We start from the raw sequence: 1283 nt of genomic DNA, 5'->3' as shown, positions 1-1283 counted from the left end.
GACCTTGGCTTCTAGGTCATCCGGAAATTTGACGACAATTTGCTGCAGAAGTTGGCTGAGGGTCTTGGTGGGCTCCTTCGTCCCGGAGCTGGTCGCTTGTTCCCAAGCCTCAATATACATTCGCTCACGCTCGGTGACATTGTCTTTTCGACGAACGGCCTCGCGAAGGAACACCTTATAGCGGTCGAATTGCTTATCATCAAAATTCGGAGGGCGTACTGTAAACCAGTTGAACCCGCACCTTGCCAGGCTCCAATACGCCATCGCGCAGTCTGGGTCTAGTTTCAAGCACCATCGAAAAGACCGTTCTGCTTCTTCGAACCAGAAAGAATGAAGGAGAGCATTCCCCTGGTCGAACCACTTCTGCACCTCGGGATTCTTGCTGGTGATCGGAAACGGGGCCTGCCCAATCCCGTCCATCACCCAGGGTCGAGTCCGCATTCCAGAGTCGAATGCCGACCCTCGGCTTGAATGACCACCTTCGTCTGGGACGGCAAAGGTGGTCGAAGTACAGATGGCAAGAATCGCGAGGAGGCTATGCATAAGGCTTGACCAGTATCGTATCAGACTGGGACAAGATTTGCGACCTCATTTGTGATACTGGGTTCCTTTTTTTGAGTGCTCAATTCTGTGCAACCGCTCATTCAAGCTGGGGGAGGTTCAGTTAATTGTTTCTCTCCGGCGGCTCGACGCCGAGGAGATTCCGAACAAAGAAATCCCGTCGTTTTCGCTCGCCAAAAGTGCCCCCTCCGGTGTGGTTTTGGCCAGGCAACAGAACGAACTCAAACTCTTTACCTGCTTTGCTAAGGGCATCGACAAGCCGATAAGTCGATTCTGGCGGAACGTTGCTGTCTAGTTCGCCCACCATGAGCAAAAGGCGACCCTTGAGCTTCGCAGCGTTTGTGATGTTCGACTGATCGTTGTAATGCGCCCCCACGGGAAAGCCCATCCACTGTTCGTTCCACCAATATTTGTCCATGCGATTGTCGTGGCAACCACATGAGGAAACCGCGACTTTGTAGAACTCGGGGTGAAAGAGCACGGCACCGGTAGAGTTCTGCCCTCCGGCCGAGGTGCCATAGACACCGACTTTGGTTAAATCAACCTGCCTATATTTGGCTCCGAGCGACTTCATCCAAGCGATTCGATCGGGCAGGCCCGCGTCGGCAAGATTCTTCCAGCAGACGTCATGGAATTCCTTGGATCGATTTCGAGTGCCCATTCCGTCGCACTGGACGACAATGAATCCGAGCTCGGCGAGCGACTGCATTTCATTGTAAACC

The 1283-nt window shown here is 53.3% G+C and carries 1 protein-coding gene; it reads right to left on the bottom strand.

Features of this window, described 5'->3' with window-relative positions; all coding sequences use genetic code 11:
* Positions 1–664: 664 nt before the first annotated feature.
* Positions 665–1283 (bottom strand): S9 family peptidase (locus RMO15_RS17610; protein ID WP_309714806.1); only part of this gene is annotated, 619 nt, incomplete at its 5' end.

Origin of the sequence: Armatimonas sp. (assembly GCF_031410135.1) — a bacterium.
GTDB lineage: Bacteria > Armatimonadota > Armatimonadia > Armatimonadales > Armatimonadaceae > Armatimonas.
This window is presented reverse-complemented; position numbering and strand designations above follow the sequence as displayed.